This window comes from Pseudomonas danubii, from assembly GCF_042980055.1.
Classification (GTDB): Bacteria; Pseudomonadota; Gammaproteobacteria; order Pseudomonadales; family Pseudomonadaceae; genus Aquipseudomonas; species Aquipseudomonas danubii.
In genome coordinates this window covers 1694805-1710663 of the sequence record NZ_CP116502.1, presented here as the reverse complement: position 1 = coordinate 1710663, position 15859 = coordinate 1694805, and the positions used below count along the sequence as shown (strand labels likewise).

Genomic DNA, 15859 nt, shown 5'->3' with positions numbered 1-15859 from the left:
AGGTCATGAGCAAACTCCCCACCGGCATCAACCTGCATAAAGCCTCGAAAACCCTGACCCTGACCTATGGGCCAGACGAGGTCTATCAGCTGCCTGCAGAATTCCTGCGGGTGCACTCCCCCTCCGCCGAGGTCCAGGGCCACGGCAAACCCATCCTCCAGTTCGGCAAGCTAGGCGTGGGCCTGAGCAAGGTTGAACCGGCTGGCCAGTACGCACTGAAATTGACCTTCGATGATGGCCATGACAGCGGATTGTTCACCTGGGAATACCTGTATCAGTTGGCGCTGCGCCAGGACGATCTGTGGAACGATTATCTGGCGGAGCTCAAAGCCGCCGGAAAAACCCGCGATCCGAATCAGTCCGTCATCAAGCTGATGCTCTAACTCAAGCCTCCGACTGTTTAGAGGGCATTTTCTAATTCCATCTGTTTGAATGCTGGGCTGTATGGCCAATGAATGGCCTGCTTGCGAAAAAAATTAAACTCGGGTAACCAATGGAGCTGGCAAGTTCCCTGCAGAGTTTTGCGAGCCTGTAAGGCAGCGGTGCGCAATTAACGGTCACCCGAGCAGTAGTACCTGGCATCGTGCTGTGTGACTGCACAGCAGGTCCGGTACTCGTCTCAGGACAATGGAGCGTCGTAGATGAGTAACAAGAATAACGATGACCTGAAACGCCAAGCCTCGGAAAACACCCTGGGGCTCAATCCGGTCATCGGCTTGCGTAGAAAGGATCTGCTTACCTCTGCTCGAATGGTGCTTGCCCAGGCCATCAAACAACCCATCCACAGCGTCAAGCACGTTGCGCATTTCGGCCTCGAACTGAAGAACGTGATGTTCGGCAAGTCGACGCTGCAACCGGAGAGCGACGACCGTCGCTTCAACGATCCGGCCTGGAGCCAGAACCCGCTGTACAAACGCTACCTGCAAACCTATCTGGCATGGCGCAAAGAGCTCCACGACTGGATCGGCGACAGCAGCCTGTCGGAACAGGACATCAGCCGCGGCCACTTCGTGATCAACCTGATGACCGAGGCCATGGCCCCGACCAACAGCGCGGCCAACCCTGCCGCAGTCAAACGCTTCTTCGAAACCGGCGGCAAGAGCCTGCTCGACGGCCTGTCCCACCTGGCCAAGGACCTGGTGCACAACGGCGGCATGCCCAGCCAGGTGAATATGGACGCCTTCGAAGTCGGCAAGAACCTGGGCACCAGCGAAGGGGCTGTGGTGTTTCGCAACGATGTCCTGGAACTGATCCAGTACCGGCCGATCACCGAGCAGGTGCATGAACGCCCACTGCTGGTGGTGCCGCCGCAGATCAACAAGTTCTATGTCTTCGACCTCAGCCCGGACAAGAGCCTGGCGCGGTTCTGCCTGCGTAACAATGTGCAGACCTTCATCGTCAGCTGGCGCAACCCCACCAAGGCACAGCGGGAATGGGGCCTGTCCACCTATATCGAGGCCCTGAAAGAGGCCGTCGACGTGGTGACCGCGATCACCGGCAGCAAAGACGTGAACATGCTCGGTGCCTGCTCCGGCGGCATCACCTGCACGGCCTTGCTGGGCCACTATGCAGCGCTGGGGGAGAAGAAGGTCAATGCCCTGACCCTGCTGGTCAGCGTGCTCGACACCACCCTGGATACCCAGGTAGCCCTGTTCGTCGACGAGCAGACTCTGGAAGCGGCCAAGCGCCACTCCTATCAGGCCGGTGTCCTCGAAGGCCGGGACATGGCCAAAGTGTTCGCCTGGATGCGCCCCAACGATCTGATCTGGAACTACTGGGTCAACAACTACCTGCTGGGTAATGAGCCGCCGGTGTTCGACATCCTGTTCTGGAACAACGACACCACCCGCCTACCTGCCGCATTCCACGGCGACCTGATCGAGATGTTCAAGAACAATCCGCTGATCCGCCCCAATGCACTGGAAGTGTGCGGGACGCCGATCGACCTGAAGCAAGTCACGGCCGACATTTTCTCCCTGGCCGGCACCAACGATCACATCACTCCGTGGAAGTCCTGCTACAAGTCGGCACAACTGTTCGGCGGCAATGTGGAGTTCGTGCTGTCCAGCAGCGGTCATATCCAGAGCATCCTCAATCCGCCAGGCAACCCGAAAGCGCGCTACATGACCAGCAGCGATATCCCTGCCTGTCCCGATCAGTGGCAGGAAAACTCGGTCAAGCACACCGACTCCTGGTGGTTGCACTGGCAAGCCTGGCAAGCCGAGCGCTCGGGCGAACTGAAAGCGGCACCCAGTGTTCTGGGCAACAAGAAATACCCAGCCGCCGAGGCTGCACCGGGGACCTACGTCCACGAACGTTGAGCCCAGGTAGTAAACGACGCGGCGCCAGGAGGTGCCGCCAAGCCCTATTCTTGGTACGAGGCCTGGCCTCAGGAAATCCGGAGGACGCCCGGGAAGGCTCCTCCAATGGTTCAATTCACAGGGCTACGGCATGCCACACTCTTTCATCTTCCGTACCGTTGATCTGGACGGCCAGACCATCCGCACTGCGGTACGCCCCGGCAAGCCTCACTTGACGCCGCTGCTGATCTTCAACGGTATCGGCGCCAACCTGGAGCTGGTGTTCCCCTTCGTCCAAGCCCTGGACCCGGACCTGGAGGTCATTGCCTTCGACGTCCCGGGGGTTGGCGGCTCCTCGACCCCAAGCCGGCCTTATCGTTTCCCGGGCCTGGCCAAGCTGACCGCACGCATGCTCGATTACCTGGACTATGGCCAGGTCAACGCGGTGGGCGTTTCATGGGGCGGGGCCCTGGCCCAGCAATTCGCCTACGACTACCCGGAGCGCTGCAAGAAGCTGGTGCTGGCAGCCACCGCCGCCGGCGCTTTCATGGTCCCCGGCAAGCCCAAAGTGCTGTGGATGATGGCCAGCCCGCGGCGCTACGTGCAGCCCTCCCACGTAATGCGCATCGCCCCGCTGATCTACGGCGGCTCCTTCCGCCGCGACCCGAACCTGGCCGCTGAACACGCGGCCAAGGTGCGCTCGGCCGGCAAGCTGGGCTATTACTGGCAGCTGTTCGCCGGCCTGGGCTGGACCAGCATTCACTGGCTGCACAAGATCCGCCAGCCGACCCTGGTGCTGGCCGGTGATGACGATCCGCTGATCCCCTTGGTCAACATGCGTATGCTGGCCTGGCGAATTCCCAACGCCCAGCTGCACATCATCGATGACGGCCACCTGTTCCTGATCACCCGGGCCGAGGCCGTTGCCCCCATCATCATGAAGTTCCTCCAGGAGGAACGACAAAGGGCAGTGATGCATCCGCATCCCCAACCTTTGCGTCCCGTGAAGTAAAAGATACCTGTCGACAGGATCGTCGCGCGCAAGAAGGGCCAGGACCGACTATGTTGTCTGTCTTGGATTGGTCTGCTTGTTAGTGGTTTGACGAAGGAGTGTTGACTCATGCAAGACAAACCTGCGCAGGGCTCGCTGCCCTCCCCCGCAGCCTATATCAACGCACAGAGTGCGATCACCGGTCTGCGCGGCCGGGATCTGCTTTCCACGTTGCGCAGCCTCGCGGCCCACAGTCTACGTAATCCGTTGCACAGCGCCCGTCATACCTTAGCGCTGGGCGGCCAGCTGGGACGCGTGCTGCTGGGGGAAACCCTGCACAAACCCAACCCCAAGGACAACCGTTTCGCCGACCCGGCCTGGACCCTCAACCCTTTTTACAAACGGGGTCTGCAGGCTTACCTGAGCTGGCAGAAGCAAGTCCGGAACTGGATCGACGAGAGCACAATGAGCGAGGACGACCGGGCCCGGGCACACTTTGCCTTTTCCCTGCTCAATGACGCCGTGGCGCCCTCCAACACCCTGCTCAACCCGTTGGCCCTCAAGGAGATTTTCAACACCGGTGGCAACAGCGTGGTGCGCGGCATCAGCAACCTGGTGGATGACCTGCTGCACAACAACGGATTGCCCAGCCAGGTGACCAAACACGCCTTCGAAGTCGGCCGGAACCTGGCCGTAACCCCGGGTTCGGTGGTGTTTCGCAATGAATTGCTGGAACTGATCCAGTACAGCCCCATGAGCGAAAAACAGTACGCCAAGCCAGTGCTGATCGTGCCGCCACAGATCAACAAGTACTACATTTTCGACCTCAGCCCGGCCAACAGCTTCGTTCAGTACGCGCTGAAGAACGGCCTGCAGGTGTTCATGATCAGCTGGCGCAACCCGGACGTGCGCCATCGCGAATGGGGCCTGTCGAGCTATGTGGAAGCGGCCGAAGAGGCACTGAATGTCACTCGCGCCATTACCGGCAGTCGGGAAGTCAATCTGGTGGGCGCCTGCGCTGGCGGCCTGACCATCGCCGCCCTGCAAGGCCACCTGCAGGCCAAGCGGCAACTGCGCCGGGTTGCCAGCGCCACCTACCTGGTGAGTCTGCTGGACAGCCAGCTGGACAGCCCGGCCACCTTGTTTGCCGATGAGAAAACCCTGGAGGCAGCCAAGCGTCGCTCCTACCAGCAAGGGGTGCTGGACGGTCGCGACATGGCCAAGGTGTTTGCCTGGATGCGCCCCAACGACCTGATCTGGAACTACTGGGTCAACAACTACCTGCTGGGCAAGGAGCCGCCGGTCTTCGACATCCTGTACTGGAACAACGACAGCACCCGCTTGCCCGCCGCCTTGCACGGCGATCTGCTGGACTTCTTCAAGCACAACCCGCTGAGCCACGAGGGTGGACTGGAAGTCTGCGGCACACCGATCGACTTGCAGAAGGTCACGGTGGACAGCTTCAGCGTGGCCGGGATCAACGACCACATCACGCCCTGGGACGCGGTGTACCGCTCGACCCTGCTGCTGGGAGGCGAGAAACGCTTTGTACTGTCCAACAGCGGGCACGTGCAGAGCATCCTCAACCCACCAAGCAACCCCAAGGCCAACTACGTGGAGAACCACAAGCTCAGCAGCGACCCTCGAGCCTGGTACTACGACGCCAAACACGTCGACGGTAGTTGGTGGAGCCAATGGTTGACCTGGGTTCAGGAACACTCCGGAGCGCAGCGGGAAACCCTGACCACCCTGGGCAACCAGAACTACCCACCGATGGAGGCTGCTCCAGGCACCTACGTGCGCGTGCGCTGAAGACACTTTGCACCACGACTCCGCCGCTGGAGTCGTACCCCTCAATGGACCGACAAGAAGTCAGGATGAAGACCCGCGACCGGATACTCGAATGTGCCCTGCAACTGTTCAACCAGAAGGGCGAGCCCAATGTCTCCACCATGGAGGTGGCCAATGAAATGGGGATCAGCCCCGGCAACCTCTACTACCACTTCCATGGCAAGGAACCTCTGGTGCTCGGCTTGTTCGAGCGTTTCCAGAACGAGCTGACACCGCTGCTGGACCCTCCGTCCGATGCCCAACTGGCGCCGGAAGACTATTGGTTGTTCCTACACTTGATTGTCGAGCGCCTGGCCCACTACCGCTTTCTGTTCCAGGACCTCTCCAACCTTGCGGGACGCCTGCCGAAACTGGCCAAAGGCATTCGCAATCTGCTCAACGCCCTCAAGCGCACCCTGGCTTCCCTGCTGGCTCGGCTCAAGGCCCTAGGCCAACTGGTCAGCGGCACCCAAGCCCTGGGCCAGCTGGTGGAACAGATCACCATGACCTTGCTGTTCTCACTGGATTACCAACGGATTCTCGATCGCGAAGGCGAAGTACGCCTGGTGGTCTACCAGATCATGATGCTGGTGGCGCCGCACCTACTGCCACCGGCAAAACTGGCCACGGAACAGATGGCCCTGCGTTACCTGGATGAACAGGGGTAGCCGATGGCTACCCAATAAAAAACGCCCGACCTTCGCAGGCCGGGCGTTTTTTTGTGTGCCTGATGTAATCAGGACTGGCTGCTTGGCGTCACTGGAGTTGGCGCTGCAGTCGGAGTTACAGCCGGGCCAGGTGCTGCGGCGGAATTCGCCGAGTTGGCCGAGGCCACTGGTGCCGCAGTTGCAGGCTTGGCTGTTGCAGCGGGCTTGGCTGCTACAGGCTTTTTCGCCACGGCCGGCTTCGCAGCGGGTTTGGCGGCGGCTTTCACCGCTGGCTTGGCAGCGGGTTTGGCCGCTGGCTTGGCGGCAACGGGCTTGGCGGCGGGTTTGGTTGCCGGTTTGGCGGCCGCTGTTTTCGCTGCTGGTTTGGCAGCAGGTTTTGCGGCGGCCTTGACTGCCGGTTTGGCGGCAGGCTTGACCAGTGGTTTGGCAGCAGGTTTTGCCGCCGGTTTGGCGGCAGCGGTCTTGGCCGCAACCGGCGCGACCTTGGCACCTGTGAGTTTCTCGATCTGCTTGGTCAGGGTATCGACCTTGTCGTGCAGCGCCTTGACCTCATTGCGGCTCGGTACGCCCAGACGCGAGATGGCACTGTTCAAACGCTTGTCGAAAGCGCCTTCCAGTTCATCCCACTTGCCCAGGGCGCGGTCCTTGACGTCGCTGATGCGTGACTTGGCGGAACTTGCGGAGTCTTTGGCAGCATCCACTTTCTTGCCAACTACGCTCTTGGTCAGTTTCTCGGCTTTCTCACCGTCCTTGACCAGTGTCTCGAAAAGCTTGCTGCCGTCAGAGTCGATTTTCGAGTACACGCCTAAACCAGCAAGCCAAATTTTACGGGAGTACTCTTCGACTTTCCCGATCCACGAGCTGCCTTCTTTTTCAGTATTCTTTTTACCAGCCATCCCGTTCTCCTTAATGTTTACGCGCGACACGTTCGAGCAACGCCGTCAGCTCATCGAGCTTAGCAGAGAGTGTCTCAACGTCATGTTTAGACGGAATGCCGATACGATTCAAGGCACTGGCGACGCGCGTGTCAAAAGCCTTCTCGACTTTATCCAGTTGCACTTCGACTTTGCCTTTAAGAGTGCTGACATCCCCTTTAACGCTATCAATCTGACTGTTGGCAGCTTCAAGTTGTTCAGTGACAACTTTTTTGCCTTTCTTTTCAACGGATTGACCAGCCTTGATCAACTCCTGGAAGTAGTCGCTGCCCTCCTGGCCAACTTTGGCGTAGGCACCCAGGCCTGCCAGCCAGATCTTGCGGGCATAGGTTTTGACTTCGCTCAGAGCTGTTGATTGAACATCAACTTTTTTCTTCAGAATTACTTTGGCCATGGTGCACCTCACGCGCAGAAGGTTTGAGGAACTGCCCTCGGAAAGAGGACCTGAGGCACAACCTAAAGAGAAAAATTAGAATCGGCACCCTAACGAATGTCATCAAATCATGTAGGAGCCTGCTGGCCGGCGATGCGCTTTGCCTGGCACCGTTGCAGTGCCTGCGATGCGCCGACAAGCCGGCTCCTGCGGGTGGACTCAGGTCAGGGCCTTGTCCAGGGCCTTTTCGATTTCCGACTTGATGGTGCCGCTCATGGCGGACATCAACAGCCCCAGTTCCACATCGATACGGATCGATTCTTCGCCCACATGCACTGCGCCTTTGACGCCTGAGCGCTTGAGATTCAGGGTATCCCCTGCCCATTGCGGCTCCAGGCCATACTGATCGGCGAGTTTCTGCGCCAGTTTGTCGGCCTTTTCACGGGCCACCTGCTTACCCAGGCCATGGGCACGTTCAACACTAATACGGGCCATTGAAGGACTCCTGCTGTTTCGGGACTTGCCTGAAGCATCTTGACCCTGAGTGCGTCAAAACGTCCCGGCGGATCGCTATCTTACATTCAGCCTTGCCAAGACAAAGACCGCCACCGGCATTAGAATGTCGCGCATTCTCTTTTGGTGACAGCGATATGACTGATCAGCGCAAAGGCAGCGATGCCGAACCCACCACGCACTTCGGCTTCAAGAACGTTCCTGAAAGCCAGAAGGCGGAAAAAGTCGCAGAAGTGTTCCACTCGGTAGCGGCCAAGTACGACCTGATGAATGACGTACTGTCCGGCGGCATGCACCGCTTGTGGAAACGCTTCACCATCGAGCTGTCGGGCGTACGCGCCGGCAATCGCGTATTGGACATCGCCGGCGGCACTGGCGACCTGACCAAGCGCTTCTCCCACCTGGTAGGCCCTACTGGCCAAGTGGTACTGGCCGACATCAACGAGTCCATGCTCAAGGTCGGTCGCGACCGCCTGCTGGACCTGGGTGTGGCCGGCAACGTCGAATTCGTCCAGGCCGATGCGGAAAAACTGCCCTTCCCGGACAACCATTTCGACTGCGTGACCATCGCCTTCGGCCTGCGCAACGTCACCCATAAAGAAGACGCCCTGCGCTCCATGCTGCGAGTGCTCAAGCCCGGCGGCCGGCTGTTGGTGCTGGAGTTCTCCAAGCCGACCAACGCGCTGATGTCCAAGGTCTACGACGCCTATTCGTTCGCCTTCATGCCCCTGGCCGGCAAGCTGATCACCAACGATTCGGAGAGCTATCGCTACCTGGCCGAATCGATCCGCATGCACCCCAACCAGGAAACCCTGAAGTCGATGATGGTCGAGGCCGGTTTCGACCGCGTGACCTATCACAACATGACCGCAGGCATCGTCGCCCTGCACCGCGGCATCAAGCCCTGATGTTGCTCAGCGGCCTGCTCGCCAGCGTCGAGACCGGCATCAATCGGGTGTTGCGTCTGGACAGTACGGCCCTGCCGCGCCTGCAGCACCTCAATGGCAAGGTGATCGCAGTGGATTGCCGCAACCCGGCATTGCAGCTGTTCATCCTGCCCAGCGACGAAGGCCTGATGCTGGCCTCCCAGTGGGCTGCGGACCCTGACTGCACCCTCCGCGCACCGGCTTCAAGCCTGATGCGCCTGGCACTGAGCAAGGACAAGACCGCGATCCTGCACAGCCCCGAAGTAGAGCTGGAAGGCGACAGCGGCGTGCTGCTGGACCTGGCGGCCATCCTCCAGGACCTGGAGCTGGACTGGGAATACGAACTGTCCCGGTGGCTGGGCCCCGTGGCCACCCAACTGTTCAGTGGCCATGTGCGCAGCCGCGCCCGCTGGTATCAGCAAGGATTTGCCAGCCTGAATCAGAACCTCGCCGAATTCCTCGCCGAAGAATCGCGCACCCTGGTGGGTCAGCGCGAAGCCGAAGCGCGCTTTCGTGAGCTGGATCAGGCCAAACTCGACCTGGAACGTCTTGAGGCGCGCTTCGAGCGCCTTTCCCGCTCCCTTGACCCAAGCGATAACGCATGAAGCTGCTTGCCGTCCGCCGTCTGTTGCGCATCCAGCGCGTCGTGATCCGTTACCGCCTCGATGACCTGCTGTTTGCCCTGCCCCTGCCCTGGTTTCTCCTGGCCCTGCGCTTCGCCCTGCCCTGGCGCTGGTTCCCGCGCAAGCCGCTGGAACTGAGCCGCGGTGCCCGGCTGCGCCTGGCGCTGCAGGACCTGGGGCCGATCTTCATCAAGTTCGGGCAGATCCTCTCCACCCGCCGCGACCTGCTGCCGGAAGACATCGCCGACGAACTGATGCTGCTGCAGGACCGGGTGCCACCGTTCGATTCGCAGAAATCCGTGGCCCTGATCGAAGAGCAACTGGGCAAGAAGATCAGCGACGTGTTCAGCCGCTTCGATATCGAGCCGCTGGCCTCGGCCTCGGTGGCCCAGGTCCACGCCGCCAAGCTCAAGACCGGTGAAGAAGTGGTGGTCAAGGTGATCCGCCCCGGGCTCAAGCCAATCATCGCCCAGGACCTGGCGTGGCTATTCATCCTCGCCCGCGCCGCGGAAAAGCTTTCGGCCGACGCGCGCCTGCTGCACCCGGTGGACGTGGTCAGCGACTACGAGAAAACCATCTACGATGAGCTCGACCTGCTGCGCGAGGCGGCCAACGCCAGCCAGCTCAAGCGCAACTTCGAAGGCTCGCCGCTGCTGTATGTGCCCCAGGTCTACTGGGACTGGTGCCGGCCGAAAGTGCTGGTGATGGAGCGCATCTACGGCATTCAGGTGACCGATCTGGCAACCCTGGCCGACCAGCGCACCGACATGAAAATGCTCGCCGAGCGTGGTGTGGAGATCTTCTTCACCCAGGTGTTCCGCGACAGTTTCTTCCACGCCGACATGCACCCGGGCAACATCTTCGTCAGCACCGTGCAGCCCTGGAGCCCGCAGTACATCGCCATCGACTGCGGCATCGTCGGCAGCCTGACCCCGGAAGACCAGGACTACCTGGCGCGCAACCTGTTCGCCTTCTTCAAGCGCGACTACCGCCGCGTGGCCCAGTTGCACATTGATTCCGGCTGGGTCCCGGCAGAAACCAAGCTCAACGAATTCGAGGCGGCGATTCGCACCGTGTGCGAGCCGATCTTCGAAAAGCCGTTGAAGGACATTTCCTTTGGCCAGGTACTGATGCGCCTGTTCCAGACCGCCCGGCGCTTCAACATGGAAGTGCAGCCGCAGCTCGTGCTGCTGCAGAAAACCCTGCTCAACATCGAGGGCCTGGGCCGCCAGCTGTACCCGGACCTGGACCTGTGGAACACCGCGCAACCTTTCCTCGAACGCTGGATGCGCGAACGGGTCAGCCCGAAAGCCGTGTTCGGCAATATCCACAACCAGATCGAACAGCTCCCCCACCTGGCCAACATGACCCGCGACCTGCTGGAACGCATGTCGCAGCCCCACGCCGCCAACCCTCCGGCGCCCTGGCACAAGCGCAAGGACGACTGGTTCCTGCGCCTGCTGGGTACCGCCCATCTGGGTGGCGGCGCCGTTCTGGCCGCCGGCGGTCCGCTGCAGGAGCTGGGCCACTGGCCTGCCGGCATCATGATTGCGGTGGGTTTGTATCTGATCGTTCGCCGATAGCCAGTGGCGCGACCTGCTGGCAAACTGTCGAAATCGCCGAGGCGTCACCAGCGGGTTGAGCCCGGTTGTCGGAGTCGAAAATGAAAGATTGGCTGGACCAGATCAAGTGGGATGCGGACGGCCTGGTGCCGGCCATCGCCCAGGATCACAAGACCGGGCGCGTGCTGATGATGGCCTGGATGAACCGCGAGGCCCTGAGCCTGACCGCTGCCGAGAACCGCGCCATCTATTGGTCACGTTCCCGTGGCAAGCTATGGCGCAAGGGCGAAGAGTCCGGGCACGTGCAGAAGCTGCATGAAATGCGCCTGGACTGCGACGCTGACGTGATCATCCTGATGGTCGAGCAGATCGGCGACATTGCCTGTCACACCGGCCGCCACAGCTGTTTCTACCGCGTCTACGAAGACGGCGAGTGGAAAACCGTCGAACCGGTCCTCAAGGACCCGCACGCGATTTATTCTGCAGGACACTGACATGAGCGATACCCTCACCCGTCTGGCCCAAGTGCTGGAAGAGCGTAAAGACGCCGCAGCCGACAGCTCCTATGTGGCCAGCCTGTATCACAAGGGGCTGAACAAGATTCTGGAAAAAGTCGGTGAAGAATCGGTGGAAACCATCATCGCCGCCAAGGACGCCGCCATCAGCGGTGACTGCAGCGATGTGATCTATGAAACCGCAGACCTGTGGTTCCATACCCTGGTCATGCTGGCACAGTTGGGTCAGCACCCCCAGGCCGTGCTCGATGAACTGGATCGCCGCTTCGGTCTGTCTGGACACGCCGAGAAAGCCTCGCGTCCGTCCGCCTGAACAACTTTCTAAGAGGAAACGCAGCATGGGCATTTTTGACTGGAAACACTGGGTCGTCATCCTGGTGGTCGTGGTACTGGTATTTGGCACCAAGAAGCTCAAGAACCTGGGCACCGACGTCGGCGAATCGATCAAGGGCTTTCGCAAGGCCATGAACGACGACGAAAAGCCCGCCGAGCCCGTAGTACCGCCAGCGGCACAGCCCGTGCCACCGGTTCAGCCACAACAAAGCGCTCCGCTGAACCAGCCGCACACCATCGATGTGCAGGCACAAAAAGTCGAAGAGCCGACCCGCAAAGACTCGTGAGCACTGACTAATGTTTGGTATCAGCTTCTCTGAACTGCTGCTGGTGGGCCTGGTGGCCCTGCTGGTGCTCGGCCCCGAGCGCCTGCCTGGCGCGGCGCGTACCGCCGGCCTGTGGGTCGGGCGCCTGAAGCGCAGCTTCAACGCGATAAAACAGGAAGTTGAACGTGAAATCGGGGCCGACGAAATCCGCCGGCAACTGCACAACGAGCACATTCTGTCCCTGGAGCAGGAAGCGCGGAAGATCCTCGCCCCGACCCAGCAGCAACCGACTCCGGTCGAGCCGATAGCCGAGCAGACGATTCACTCGCCGAGCTCTGCGCCGGTAGCTGGAACGGCCCCTGTGACCGAAGCGCCGCTGCCAACGACTCCGATTGCCGAGCCTGCGGCCCCGGTGGCGACACCCGCCACCACGGCCCCCCACGACCCCACTTTGCCGCCGCGAGCCCCATGAGCGATATCCCAGAGAACGACCAACACATGCCGCTGGTGTCGCACCTCACCGAGCTGCGTACCCGCCTGCTGCGCTGCGTAGCGGCAATCTTCATCATCTTCGCCGGGTTGTTCGCCTTCACCCAGCAGATCTACACCATCGTCTCCACGCCACTGCGCCAGTACCTGCCGGTGGGTGCGACGATGATCGCCACCGATGTCGCCTCGCCATTTCTCACCCCGCTGAAACTGACCATGATGGTCTCGCTGTTCCTGGCGATCCCGGTGATCCTGCATCAGATCTGGGGCTTTATCGCCCCCGGACTCTACAAGCATGAGAAGCGCATCGCCGTACCGCTGTTGGTGTCGAGCATCCTGCTGTTCTACATCGGCATGGCCTTCGCCTACTTCCTGGTGTTTCCGCTGATCTTCAAGTTCTTCGCTGCCGCCACTCCGGCCGGCGTGGAGATGATGACAGACATCACCAGCTACCTCGATTTCGTCATGACCCTGTTCTTCGCCTTCGGCGTGGCTTTCGAAATCCCGGTAGCGGTGGTGCTGCTGGTGTGGATCGGCGTGGTCAACGTGGCCTACCTGAGGAAGATCCGGCCTTACGTGATCATTGGCTGCTTTGTGGTGGGCATGATTCTCACCCCGCCGGATATCTTCTCCCAGACCCTGCTGGCCGTGCCCATGTGGCTGCTGTTCGAAATCGGCGTGCTGTTTGGCGGGCTGATCAGCAAGCGCGGCGACCACCCGGACGATGCCCCGGCTGACGATCACAACGACCAGCCGCCAGCGACCCAAGCGTGAACCTGCTGCTTCTGGAAGAGGCCGACTTCATCGCGGCCGACCTGGTGGTGCTGCGCGACCGGCGCCTGACCCATATGCAGGAAGTGCATCGGGTAGCGGTAGGCGACAGCCTGCGGGTCGGGCGTATCGGCGGGCTGATGGGTTCAGCCCAGGTGCTGCGCCTGGAAGCCACCGAAGCCGAGCTGCAAATCACCCTGGACCAGCCCCCCCCGGCCAAGCTGCCGCTGACCATGGTGCTGGCCCTGCCACGCCCGAAGATGCTTCGTCGAGTGCTGCAGACCGTCGCCGCCATGGGCGTGCCACGGCTGGTGCTGGTCAACAGCTACCGGGTGGAAAAGAGCTTCTGGCAAACCCCATTCCTGGAACCCGGTGCCATTCGTGAACAGCTGATTCTCGGCCTGGAGCAGGCTCGCGACAGCGTGCTACCTGAAGTGGTCATCGAAAAACGCTTCAAGCCTTTCGTTGAGGATCGCCTGCCGGCCCTCAGCGCAGGCACCCTGGGCCTGGTGGGACACCCCGGCCAGTACCCGCCCTGCCCCCGCGGCCTGGATGAACCGGTCACCCTGGCCATCGGCCCCGAAGGTGGCTGGATCCCCTACGAGATCGATCTGTTGGCCAAGGCCGGCCTGCAACCGGTGCAACTGGGTGAACGCATCCTGCGGGTCGAAACCGCCGTCACAGCCCTCCTCTCACGCCTGTTTTGAGCAAAGGCTCCGTGCCAGCCGGAGCTTTCACCCGCAATATCAATTAGCCATCTACCTACAGAATCCACCGCTCCCGCCGATAGCCTATGGTTAAGCCCATCTTGCTAAAAGGGAGTTCGCAGCATGTACCGTTGGCTAGCCAGGAACCTGGGAAATGTAAGCGTCAGCCGCAAACTCGGTATCGGCTTCGGCCTGGTACTGCTTCTGACCCTGTTGATCACCGCCACTGGCTGGACTGGCCTGGGCCGAGTGATCGACCGTGGCGACAAACTCGGCAACATCTCCACGCTCTATGGCATGACCAAAGACCTGCGCATCGCCCGTCTCAACTACGAGATGCACCATGGCGACCAAGGCCCGGCCGCCGTCAACGACATACTCAAACAACTCGACGAAGGTCTGCGGGCCGCCCGTGAGCAACTGCAGCAACCCGAAAGCATTGCCATGCTGGACCAGCAACTGAGCGCCGTGGCCGAGTACCAGAAAGCCTTTGCCGACATGACCCGCGCCACTACCAGCCGCGAGGCCGCCCGGGCCCAGCTCGGCGCCAGTGCCGACAATGCCGTGGCCCGTGTGACCGAGGTCGAGAAGTCGCTGCTGCAAGGCGACAGCGTGGCTCAGTTCAACAGCGTCATCGACCTCTCCAAACTGATCCAGCAGGCACGCTTCCAGGTGCGTGGCTACACCTATAGCGCCAAGCCGGCAGCCAAACAGCCGGCTCTGGATGCCATCGATAACGCGCTGAACAACCTCACCAGCCTGCCGACCCGCCTGCCGGAGCAGCACATTGCCAACCTGCAGCAGGCCAGTGACTCGCTTAAAGCCTACCGAGCGGCCGTCAGCAACTTCAGCGACGCCGAAGAGGCCAGTGCCGCGGCCCTCCTGCGCATGGCTGCCCAGGGCGACCGGCTGATGACACTGAGCAACCAACTGACCAGCGTACAGACCGCCAAGCGTGACAGCGATGCCAGCCAGGCCAAGAGCACCCTGCTGATTGCCACGGTACTGGCGTTGGTGTTTGGCCTGATTGCCTCGTGGGTCATCACTCGACAGATCATCCAGCCGCTGCAACAGACCCTCAAGGCCGCCGAACGTGTGGCGGCCGGCGATCTCAGTCAGAACCTGGCAGTGGATCGCCACGATGAACTTGGCCAACTGCAGAAAGCCATGCAACGCATGACCCTCGGCTTGCGGGAACTGATCGGTGGCATCAGCGACGGCGTGACCCAGATCGCCAGCGCCGCCGAACAGTTGTCGGCCGTCACCGAGCAGACCAGCGCCGGGGTCAACAGCCAGAAGGTGGAAACCGATCAGGTGGCCACGGCCATGAACGAAATGGCCGCCACGGTGCAGGAAGTCGCGCGCAATGCCGAAGAGGCCTCAGAGGCCGCTGTAGCCGCCGATCAGCAGGCCCGCGAGGGTGATCGCGTGGTGAACGAGGCCATTGCCCAGATCGAGCGCCTGGCCAGCGAGGTAGGCCACTCCACCGAAGCCATGGGCCACCTCAAGCAGGAAAGTGACAAGATCGGCAGCGTACTGGATGTCATCAAGTCGGTGGCCCAGCAGACCAACCTGCTGGCCCTCAACGCCGCCATCGAAGCGGCCCGGGCCGGTGAAGCCGGACGTGGTTTCGCCGTGGTTGCCGACGAAGTACGCAGTCTTGCCCAGCGCACCCAGCAATCCACCGAAGAGATTGCCGAGCTGATCGTCGGCCTGCAAAGCGGCACCCAGCAAGTGGCCAGCACCCTGGACACCAGCCGCAGTCTCACCGACAGCAGCGTTGAACTGACCCGCCGGGCCGGGGGGTCGCTGGAGAACATCACCCGGACCGTGTCGGCCATCCAGGCGATGAACCAGCAGATCGCCGCGGCAGCCGAGCAGCAGAGCGCGGTAGCGGAAGAGATCAACCGCAGCGTGTTGAATGTGCGTGATGTGTCTGAACAGACTTCATCGGCCAGCGAAGAAACCGCGGCCTCCAGCGCCGAGCTGGCGCGGTTGGGGATTCACCTGCAAAGCCTGGTGGGGCGTTTCAGGGTCTGAACCGCTTCGCCGGCAAG

At 61.3% G+C, this 15859-nt stretch carries 18 protein-coding genes and 1 pseudogene; 16 read left to right on the top strand and 3 right to left on the bottom strand.

The window, feature by feature from the left end; genetic code table 11:
• Positions 1-5: 5 nt before the first annotated feature.
• The 5 genes from PFZ56_RS08035 (at position 6) to PFZ56_RS08015 (ending at position 5789) form a co-directional block, all read left to right on the top strand.
• On the top strand, positions 6-383 hold the full coding sequence (locus PFZ56_RS08035; protein ID WP_102862793.1) for a gamma-butyrobetaine hydroxylase-like domain-containing protein: 378 nt from the start codon (positions 6-8) through the stop codon (positions 381-383).
• 258 nt (positions 384-641) lie between these two features.
• Positions 642-2321: a class II poly(R)-hydroxyalkanoic acid synthase gene (gene phaC, locus PFZ56_RS08030; protein ID WP_102862792.1), complete on the top strand. Its 1680-nt coding sequence runs from the start codon at positions 642-644 to the stop codon at positions 2319-2321.
• Positions 2322-2451: 130 nt separating this feature from the next.
• On the top strand, positions 2452-3312 hold the full coding sequence (phaZ, locus tag PFZ56_RS08025; RefSeq protein ID WP_102862791.1) for a poly(3-hydroxyalkanoate) depolymerase: 861 nt from the start codon (positions 2452-2454) through the stop codon (positions 3310-3312).
• A 108-nt stretch (positions 3313-3420) separates the two neighbouring features.
• Positions 3421-5103 (top strand): class II poly(R)-hydroxyalkanoic acid synthase, encoded by a 1683-nt coding sequence (gene phaC, locus PFZ56_RS08020; RefSeq protein ID WP_110595388.1) that lies wholly within the window; start codon positions 3421-3423, stop codon positions 5101-5103.
• A gap of 65 nt (positions 5104-5168) precedes the next feature.
• Positions 5169-5789 carry a TetR/AcrR family transcriptional regulator gene (locus PFZ56_RS08015; RefSeq protein ID WP_102862789.1) on the top strand — a complete coding sequence of 207 codons (621 nt, stop codon included), beginning with the start codon at positions 5169-5171 and terminating at the stop codon, positions 5787-5789.
• A 68-nt stretch (positions 5790-5857) separates the two neighbouring features.
• Here the strand turns inward: PFZ56_RS08015 and PFZ56_RS08010 are convergent, their stop codons facing one another.
• The 3 genes from PFZ56_RS08010 to PFZ56_RS08000 all read right to left on the bottom strand — a co-directional run bounded on the left by PFZ56_RS08010 (position 5858) and on the right by PFZ56_RS08000 (position 7592).
• Entirely contained in the window at positions 5858-6685 is an 828-nt protein-coding gene (locus PFZ56_RS08010) for a phasin family protein (RefSeq protein WP_170002083.1), read from the bottom strand.
• Between the two features lie 10 nt (positions 6686-6695).
• Positions 6696-7118: a phasin family protein gene (locus PFZ56_RS08005; protein ID WP_110651030.1), complete on the bottom strand. Its 423-nt coding sequence runs from the start codon at positions 7116-7118 to the stop codon at positions 6696-6698.
• A gap of 198 nt (positions 7119-7316) precedes the next feature.
• A complete protein-coding gene (locus tag PFZ56_RS08000; RefSeq protein ID WP_102862786.1) occupies positions 7317-7592 on the bottom strand; it encodes a polyhydroxyalkanoic acid system family protein in 276 nt (91 codons plus the stop codon).
• A gap of 155 nt (positions 7593-7747) precedes the next feature.
• Here PFZ56_RS08000 and ubiE point away from each other — a divergent pair, with 155 nt between their 5' ends.
• From ubiE to PFZ56_RS07945, 11 genes and pseudogenes are all read left to right on the top strand, one after another.
• Positions 7748-8518, top strand: a complete 771-nt coding sequence (ubiE, locus tag PFZ56_RS07995) for a bifunctional demethylmenaquinone methyltransferase/2-methoxy-6-polyprenyl-1,4-benzoquinol methylase UbiE (protein WP_011058802.1) — start codon at positions 7748-7750, stop codon at positions 8516-8518.
• Positions 8518-9141: an SCP2 domain-containing protein gene (locus PFZ56_RS07990; RefSeq protein WP_102882093.1), complete on the top strand. Its 624-nt coding sequence runs from the start codon at positions 8518-8520 to the stop codon at positions 9139-9141. Before ubiE ends, PFZ56_RS07990 begins: the two co-directional genes overlap by 1 nt.
• The gene (gene ubiB / locus PFZ56_RS07985) at positions 9138-10742 is read left to right on the top strand and encodes a ubiquinone biosynthesis regulatory protein kinase UbiB (protein WP_102882094.1); all 1605 of its coding nucleotides are present in this window, start codon (positions 9138-9140) and stop codon (positions 10740-10742) included. The genes PFZ56_RS07990 and ubiB overlap by 4 nt, the downstream gene beginning before the upstream one ends.
• Before the next feature lie 80 nt (positions 10743-10822).
• Positions 10823-11215 carry a phosphoribosyl-AMP cyclohydrolase gene (hisI, locus tag PFZ56_RS07980; protein ID WP_011058799.1) on the top strand — a complete coding sequence of 131 codons (393 nt, stop codon included), beginning with the start codon at positions 10823-10825 and terminating at the stop codon, positions 11213-11215.
• A 1-nt stretch (position 11216) separates the two neighbouring features.
• Positions 11217-11549 (top strand): phosphoribosyl-ATP diphosphatase, encoded by a 333-nt coding sequence (locus PFZ56_RS07975; protein WP_011058798.1) that lies wholly within the window; start codon positions 11217-11219, stop codon positions 11547-11549.
• Between the two features lie 25 nt (positions 11550-11574).
• On the top strand, positions 11575-11856 hold the full coding sequence (locus tag PFZ56_RS07970; RefSeq protein ID WP_102862782.1) for a twin-arginine translocase TatA/TatE family subunit: 282 nt from the start codon (positions 11575-11577) through the stop codon (positions 11854-11856).
• A gap of 10 nt (positions 11857-11866) precedes the next feature.
• Positions 11867-12307 (top strand): Sec-independent protein translocase protein TatB, encoded by a 441-nt coding sequence (tatB, locus tag PFZ56_RS07965; protein WP_102882095.1) that lies wholly within the window; start codon positions 11867-11869, stop codon positions 12305-12307.
• Positions 12304-13098: a twin-arginine translocase subunit TatC gene (tatC, locus tag PFZ56_RS07960; protein WP_102882096.1), complete on the top strand. Its 795-nt coding sequence runs from the start codon at positions 12304-12306 to the stop codon at positions 13096-13098. The genes tatB and tatC overlap by 4 nt, the downstream gene beginning before the upstream one ends.
• A complete protein-coding gene (locus tag PFZ56_RS07955; RefSeq protein WP_102882097.1) occupies positions 13095-13802 on the top strand; it encodes a 16S rRNA (uracil(1498)-N(3))-methyltransferase in 708 nt (235 codons plus the stop codon). The genes tatC and PFZ56_RS07955 overlap by 4 nt, the downstream gene beginning before the upstream one ends.
• 123 nt (positions 13803-13925) lie before the next feature.
• Positions 13926-14936 (top strand): annotated as a pseudogene (locus PFZ56_RS07950) (methyl-accepting chemotaxis protein); the annotation flags it as partial.
• Between the two features lie 33 nt (positions 14937-14969).
• Complete coding sequence (locus tag PFZ56_RS07945; RefSeq protein WP_371826193.1) at positions 14970-15842, top strand: methyl-accepting chemotaxis protein; 873 nt, start codon at positions 14970-14972, stop codon at positions 15840-15842.
• The last annotated feature ends 17 nt before the right edge of the window (positions 15843-15859 follow it).

Coding starts and splice junctions, on each gene's coding strand:
- PFZ56_RS08035 (WP_102862793.1), top strand. CDS start 6: ATGAGCAAACTCCCCACCGGCATCAACCTGCATAAAGCCTCGAAAACC.
- phaC (WP_102862792.1), top strand. CDS start 642: ATGAGTAACAAGAATAACGATGACCTGAAACGCCAAGCCTCGGAAAAC.
- phaZ (WP_102862791.1), top strand. CDS start 2,452: ATGCCACACTCTTTCATCTTCCGTACCGTTGATCTGGACGGCCAGACC.
- phaC (WP_110595388.1), top strand. CDS start 3,421: ATGCAAGACAAACCTGCGCAGGGCTCGCTGCCCTCCCCCGCAGCCTAT.
- PFZ56_RS08015 (WP_102862789.1), top strand. CDS start 5,169: ATGAAGACCCGCGACCGGATACTCGAATGTGCCCTGCAACTGTTCAAC.
- PFZ56_RS08010 (WP_170002083.1), bottom strand. CDS start 6,685: ATGGCTGGTAAAAAGAATACTGAAAAAGAAGGCAGCTCGTGGATCGGG.
- PFZ56_RS08005 (WP_110651030.1), bottom strand. CDS start 7,118: ATGGCCAAAGTAATTCTGAAGAAAAAAGTTGATGTTCAATCAACAGCT.
- PFZ56_RS08000 (WP_102862786.1), bottom strand. CDS start 7,592: ATGGCCCGTATTAGTGTTGAACGTGCCCATGGCCTGGGTAAGCAGGTG.
- ubiE (WP_011058802.1), top strand. CDS start 7,748: ATGACTGATCAGCGCAAAGGCAGCGATGCCGAACCCACCACGCACTTC.
- PFZ56_RS07990 (WP_102882093.1), top strand. CDS start 8,518: ATGTTGCTCAGCGGCCTGCTCGCCAGCGTCGAGACCGGCATCAATCGG.
- ubiB (WP_102882094.1), top strand. CDS start 9,138: ATGAAGCTGCTTGCCGTCCGCCGTCTGTTGCGCATCCAGCGCGTCGTG.
- hisI (WP_011058799.1), top strand. CDS start 10,823: ATGAAAGATTGGCTGGACCAGATCAAGTGGGATGCGGACGGCCTGGTG.
- PFZ56_RS07975 (WP_011058798.1), top strand. CDS start 11,217: ATGAGCGATACCCTCACCCGTCTGGCCCAAGTGCTGGAAGAGCGTAAA.
- PFZ56_RS07970 (WP_102862782.1), top strand. CDS start 11,575: ATGGGCATTTTTGACTGGAAACACTGGGTCGTCATCCTGGTGGTCGTG.
- tatB (WP_102882095.1), top strand. CDS start 11,867: ATGTTTGGTATCAGCTTCTCTGAACTGCTGCTGGTGGGCCTGGTGGCC.
- tatC (WP_102882096.1), top strand. CDS start 12,304: ATGAGCGATATCCCAGAGAACGACCAACACATGCCGCTGGTGTCGCAC.
- PFZ56_RS07945 (WP_371826193.1), top strand. CDS start 14,970: ATGCAACGCATGACCCTCGGCTTGCGGGAACTGATCGGTGGCATCAGC.